The sequence below is a fragment of the Aquificaceae bacterium genome (assembly GCA_037722135.1).
In the GTDB taxonomy this organism is placed as follows: Bacteria; Aquificota; Aquificia; order Aquificales; family Aquificaceae; genus Pampinifervens; species Pampinifervens sericum.
This window is the reverse complement of the sequence record JBBKAW010000095.1, coordinates 13,535-17,994: the sequence shown is the minus strand read 5'-3', so window position 1 is coordinate 17,994 and position 4,460 is coordinate 13,535. Positions and strand designations below refer to the sequence as shown.

The window sequence follows — 4,460 nt, the reverse complement described above, 5'->3', positions numbered from 1 at the left end:
CCTGCCAAAGAGGTCTCCTCTGTCTGAAACAAGAAAACACTCCATGCCAAAGTCATAGGCTTTCTTTTCTTCATGAGTTGACAGCCTTAGCTACCGTAAGTCCAGCTATAAGGTCTCTGGTAGACTTATTTTAAAGCACTAAGCAAGTCCATCCCCTCTGCGTATAGCTTGAGAGCCTCTTCCAGCTCCCTTTTACCCTCTACCTTGAAGAGTCTGTCCTCAATTATAGTCCTTAAACTCTTAGCTACAAGCTCCCTGCTTACTCCGAAGTTGTATTCAAGAATATACGCCAGCTCAAGAATAGTGTAGTTGGAGAGGAAAATCTTACCCTTTTTTCTTTACTACCTCTTTAAAGTATCTCTCCAAAGCCTCTGAAGCTTCTCCCTTAGTTAGAAAATCTATAAGCTCCTGCGTGTCTATTGCATCCATTCGGGAGGAACTCCCACGTTGTCTCTTAACTGTCCATTGCCAAAAACTATAAACTTCTCAATGGTTAGCTCCTCAAGAGCCATCGGACCTCTTGCGTGAATTTTGTCGGTAGATATACCCATCTCCGCCCCAAGACCAAACTCGTTGCCATCGGTAAAGCGTGTGGAAGCGTTCACATAAACCGCTGCGGAGTCCACCTCCTTTATGAACTTCATGGCTTTTGTATAGTTTTCCGTTATTATGGCATCAGAGTGCTTTGAGCCATATTTTTCTATAAACTCTATGGCTTCCTCAAGGCTTTCTACCGTTTTAACTGCAAGTATAAGGTCAAGAAACTCCTCATAGTAGTCCTCTTCCGTGGCAGGGACTGCCCTTACATGAGAAAGCTCTGGTCTGGACTTTATAACCTCAAGGCTTTCTGGGTCGCACCTTAGCTCCACTCCTGCCTTTCCTAAGATATCCGCCATCTTTACCCAGAAGGTATTTAAGAGACTTTTGTGGATTATAAGGTTTTCCACCGCATTACAGACAGAGGGTCTTTGCACCTTTGCGTTGTAGACAATATGGTAAGCCTTTGTAAGGTCCGCTTCCTCATCCACGTATATGTTGCAAACTCCCTTGTAATGCTTTATAACTGGCACCTTTGCCTTTTCCGCAACCGCCCTTATGAGGCTCTCACCGCCCCTTGGAATTGCCACGTCCACCTTGCCCTCCATACCCAGTATCTCCCACACTATCTCCCTCTCTGGTCTATCTATAAATTGGACCGCTTCCTCTGGAAAGCCCGTTTCCCTGCATGCCTGACGCAAGATTTCCACAAGAGCCCTGTTGGAGTTTATGGCTTCCTTCCCACCCCTTAGGATTACAGCGTTTGAAGATTTCATACACAAAGAGGCAGCCTCTATAGTGACGTTAGGTCTTGCCTCGTAGACAATAAAGATAACTCCAAGAGGAACACGCATTTTCCCCACCTGAAGGCCATTAGGACGCGTCCACATGCGCGTTATCTCTCCCACAGGGTCCGGCAAAGAAGCCACATCCCTAAGAACCTTAACCATACCCTCTATTCGTTTGTCGTTAAGCAAAAGCCTATCTATTAAAGCAGGTGAAAGCCCTTGAGATTTTGCGTATTCTATGTCCTTTTGGTTTTCTTCCTTTATATAGTCCTTCCTTTCCTGCAGTAGCTCCGCAGCCCTCAAGAGGGTATGGTTTTTTATATCCGTTGTCAAGGACATTAAACTTCTTAAGGTAGAACGAGCAAGGTTTACCTTCTCCTCTGCATATCTTCTTAGCTCCTCCATAGTTTAAATTATAACAGTTTCTCGTAAAGAGCTTCTTGTCTGAAAAACTCCCTTATTCTATTCTTGATAGAACATTCCGTAGCGTAGATAAATATCCCTTTTAGAAGCTCCCAGACAAAAGTAGCCTTAACCGCCCTTTAACACGGTTAGGTAAGTCCTTGTCTGCATTTACATTCTGCACCCTGCTTTAAAAACCGAACTGTAGAGACTTTTTTGAGATAAGTCATTAAAACCCACAGCATGCAGTCTATATTTTACTAAGGATGATTCCAAGAGTTTATTTAGGTGTAGAGTGGATAGGAGCGGACAGAATCTTGTCCCAATATAGAGTGCCAGAGGATTGTGGTGCGGGACTTGTTTTCTTGGGTATAGCCAGGTCCGCTCCAGAAGATGGGGATGTGGTAGAGCTTCATTACGAAGCCTTTCCCGAAATGGCTATAAAAGTCATGGAAGATATACGAGAGGAAGCACTAAAGAACTTTCCTGTTAGAGAGGTATTTATTCACCATAGGCTCGGTGTGGTAAAGGTGGGAGAACCCTCCTTTATGGTAGTGGTCTTTGGCGGACACAGGGATGAAACCTTTAGAGCCTGCAGGTATGTGGTGGACGAGGTCAAAAGGAGAGTGCCCATATGGAAAAAGGAAGTTTTCAAAGATGGCAGAGGTGAGTGGGTGCTTGGAGCATGATAAAGGACGCCCTTGGAAGGGAGCTTCATGACCTTAGAATATCCGTAACAGACAGGTGCAACTTTCGGTGTAGTTTCTGTATGCCAGAAGGAGAAGAGTATGAATTCCTAAGGCGTGAAGAGATTCTTTCCTTTGAGGAGATTACCAAGTTCGTAAGGGCTGTAATTCCTCTTGGTGTAAAGAAGGTCAGGCTTACAGGCGGTGAGCCACTCTTGAGGAGAAACCTTGAAAAGCTAATAGCTTACCTATCTGAACTGCCTTTGGAAGACCTAAGCCTTACAACTAACGGCTTTCTTTTAAAAGAGAAGGCAAAGCTCTTAAAGGAAGCAGGGCTCAAAAGAATAACAGTAAGTCTTCATTCTCTCAAGGATGAAGTTTTGTCAAGGCTTGTGGGAAGACAGGTAAAGGTCTCTCAGATAATTGGAGGTATTGAGGAAGCTCTAAAGGTTGGGCTAAAGCCTGTGAAGGTAAATGTATGTGTCATAAGGGGTGTTAATGACGGAGAGATACCGGATATAGCAAGGTTTTTTAAGGGTATGGGTGTGGTGGTAAGGTTTATAGAGTTTATGGATGTGGGTAATGTAAATGGATGGTCTTTAGAAAAGGTGTATTCTGTAAAGGAGATGTTAAAGCTTCTTAGCAAACACTTTGAGCTTGAACCTGTGGAAAAATCCTACAGGGGAGAGGTGGCGGACAGATACAGGTATAAAGATGACGGTGTAGAGGTGGGCTTTATATCCTCTATAACCCAACCCTTTTGTGGAGACTGCAACAGACTCAGGCTTACCGCAGATGGAAAAGTGCTTACATGCCTATTTGCTCAAGATGGCTACGATGTTAAAAGTCTTTTGAGAGGTGGTGCAAGTGATGAAGATATAAGGGAGTTTATAAGCAAGATTTGGGCTTTGAGGTCCGACAGATACTCAGAGCAGAGGCTTGAACTTTTAAAAAATGGTATAATGCCAAGAAAGTTTGAAATGTTTAAGGTAGGAGGTTGAGGATGATAGAACATAGACAAGTTGAGTTTCTTATAAACCCTCTAAAAAACAAAGTATGGGCTGTGAGTATGCCAGATGGAGAGCTTTTAACAGATATAATGTCTGTAAAAAGGGCAAGCTTTTGTGTTGAAACCAACGAACCATACTGGCTTAATCCCTTTGGAGGTGCTTATCATTGGACCACAAAGGAATCCCAGCCATATGAAGAAGAGTTTGTAAAGTTTAAGGAACATGCTCAACAGTATATGTGTATTTTCGGTCTTGATACAGCCCATCTTGAACATATTGAGCTATCACCCTTATCAGGTGAGCTAATTTTTGACGAAGAAAATCTACTCAAAAAATTAGACAAACAAAGGTTAGAGGAGTTTAAAAGGTTTATGTTAGAATTATGGGATTATGTGAAGGAGGGATAAGATGCTAAGCAAAGAGATTCTTGAAATACTCGCATGTCCAAAGTGTAAGGGAGACCTGACCTACGATGAAGAAAGAAATATACTCATATGTTTGAAGTGCAAGGTTTACTATCCCATAGAGGAAGATATCCCCATCCTTCTTATAGAGTCCGCAAGACCCCTTGAAGAGTTAAAGGAAAAGCCACAGACCACTTAGAAACTATTAAAGTGTATTCTCCCTTTCAAAGACCATATATTTAACCACATAGTCGTACATAGAAATGTATGCCAACAAGACAGATACCCATAAAAGGATGTTAGCATAGTCTTGACCAAAGCACAGAGCTATAAGGGTTATAAACTCAAAAAAAGCCTTTGCCTTTCCAAGGTAAGATGCGGGCATGGTATAGCCTTTCTCTACAGAAAGGCTCCTAAGAAAAGATACAGAAAGCTCTCTTATGAGAAGTAATATAAAGGGTAAAAGTCCTATTTCCTGTGTGTATAAAAAGTAAGATAGTATACCAAGGACAAAAACCTTATCCACAAAAGGGTCAAGAAGAATACCCAATCTACTTACCTTATTGTTTCTCCTTGCTATCCCACCATCCAACCAATCAGAAACCCCTGCAACTATCACAAGAACTCCTGCAA

General features: G+C 42.5%; 6 protein-coding genes. 4 read left to right on the top strand and 2 right to left on the bottom strand.

Features of this window, described 5'->3' with window-relative positions:
- Positions 1-416 precede the first annotated feature (416 nt).
- Entirely contained in the window at positions 417-1,730 is a 1,314-nt protein-coding gene (locus WKI49_06530) for a glutamate-5-semialdehyde dehydrogenase (protein MEJ7622142.1), read from the bottom strand.
- Between the two features lie 263 nt (positions 1,731-1,993).
- On the opposite strand from WKI49_06530, the gene WKI49_06525 reads away from it, so the two are divergent.
- From WKI49_06525 to WKI49_06510, 4 genes are read left to right on the top strand one after another with little or no spacing between them, the layout of a single operon-like run.
- Positions 1,994-2,416: a molybdenum cofactor biosynthesis protein MoaE gene (locus WKI49_06525; protein ID MEJ7622141.1), complete on the top strand. Its 423-nt coding sequence runs from the start codon at positions 1,994-1,996 to the stop codon at positions 2,414-2,416.
- Positions 2,413-3,414, top strand: a complete 1,002-nt coding sequence (moaA, locus tag WKI49_06520) for a GTP 3',8-cyclase MoaA (GenBank protein MEJ7622140.1) — start codon at positions 2,413-2,415, stop codon at positions 3,412-3,414. Before WKI49_06525 ends, moaA begins: the two co-directional genes overlap by 4 nt.
- A 2-nt stretch (positions 3,415-3,416) precedes the next feature.
- Positions 3,417-3,830 carry a hypothetical protein gene (locus tag WKI49_06515; GenBank protein ID MEJ7622139.1) on the top strand — a complete coding sequence of 138 codons (414 nt, stop codon included), beginning with the start codon at positions 3,417-3,419 and terminating at the stop codon, positions 3,828-3,830.
- 1 nt (position 3,831) lies between these two features.
- Positions 3,832-4,026 carry a Trm112 family protein gene (locus tag WKI49_06510; protein ID MEJ7622138.1) on the top strand — a complete coding sequence of 65 codons (195 nt, stop codon included), beginning with the start codon at positions 3,832-3,834 and terminating at the stop codon, positions 4,024-4,026.
- 6 nt (positions 4,027-4,032) lie between these two features.
- Here WKI49_06510 and WKI49_06505 read toward each other — a convergent pair.
- A partial coding sequence (locus WKI49_06505; GenBank protein MEJ7622137.1) for a CDP-alcohol phosphatidyltransferase family protein occupies positions 4,033-4,460 on the bottom strand: 428 nt, incomplete at its 5' end.

What these genes read in the sequence shown, in the direction of transcription:
- WKI49_06530 (MEJ7622142.1), bottom strand. Translation starts at nt 1,730, where the DNA reads ATGGAGGAGCTAAGAAGATATGCAGAGGAGAAGGTAAACCTTGCTCGT.
- WKI49_06525 (MEJ7622141.1), top strand. Translation starts at nt 1,994, where the DNA reads ATGATTCCAAGAGTTTATTTAGGTGTAGAGTGGATAGGAGCGGACAGA.
- moaA (MEJ7622140.1), top strand. Translation starts at nt 2,413, where the DNA reads ATGATAAAGGACGCCCTTGGAAGGGAGCTTCATGACCTTAGAATATCC.
- WKI49_06515 (MEJ7622139.1), top strand. Translation starts at nt 3,417, where the DNA reads ATGATAGAACATAGACAAGTTGAGTTTCTTATAAACCCTCTAAAAAAC.
- WKI49_06510 (MEJ7622138.1), top strand. Translation starts at nt 3,832, where the DNA reads ATGCTAAGCAAAGAGATTCTTGAAATACTCGCATGTCCAAAGTGTAAG.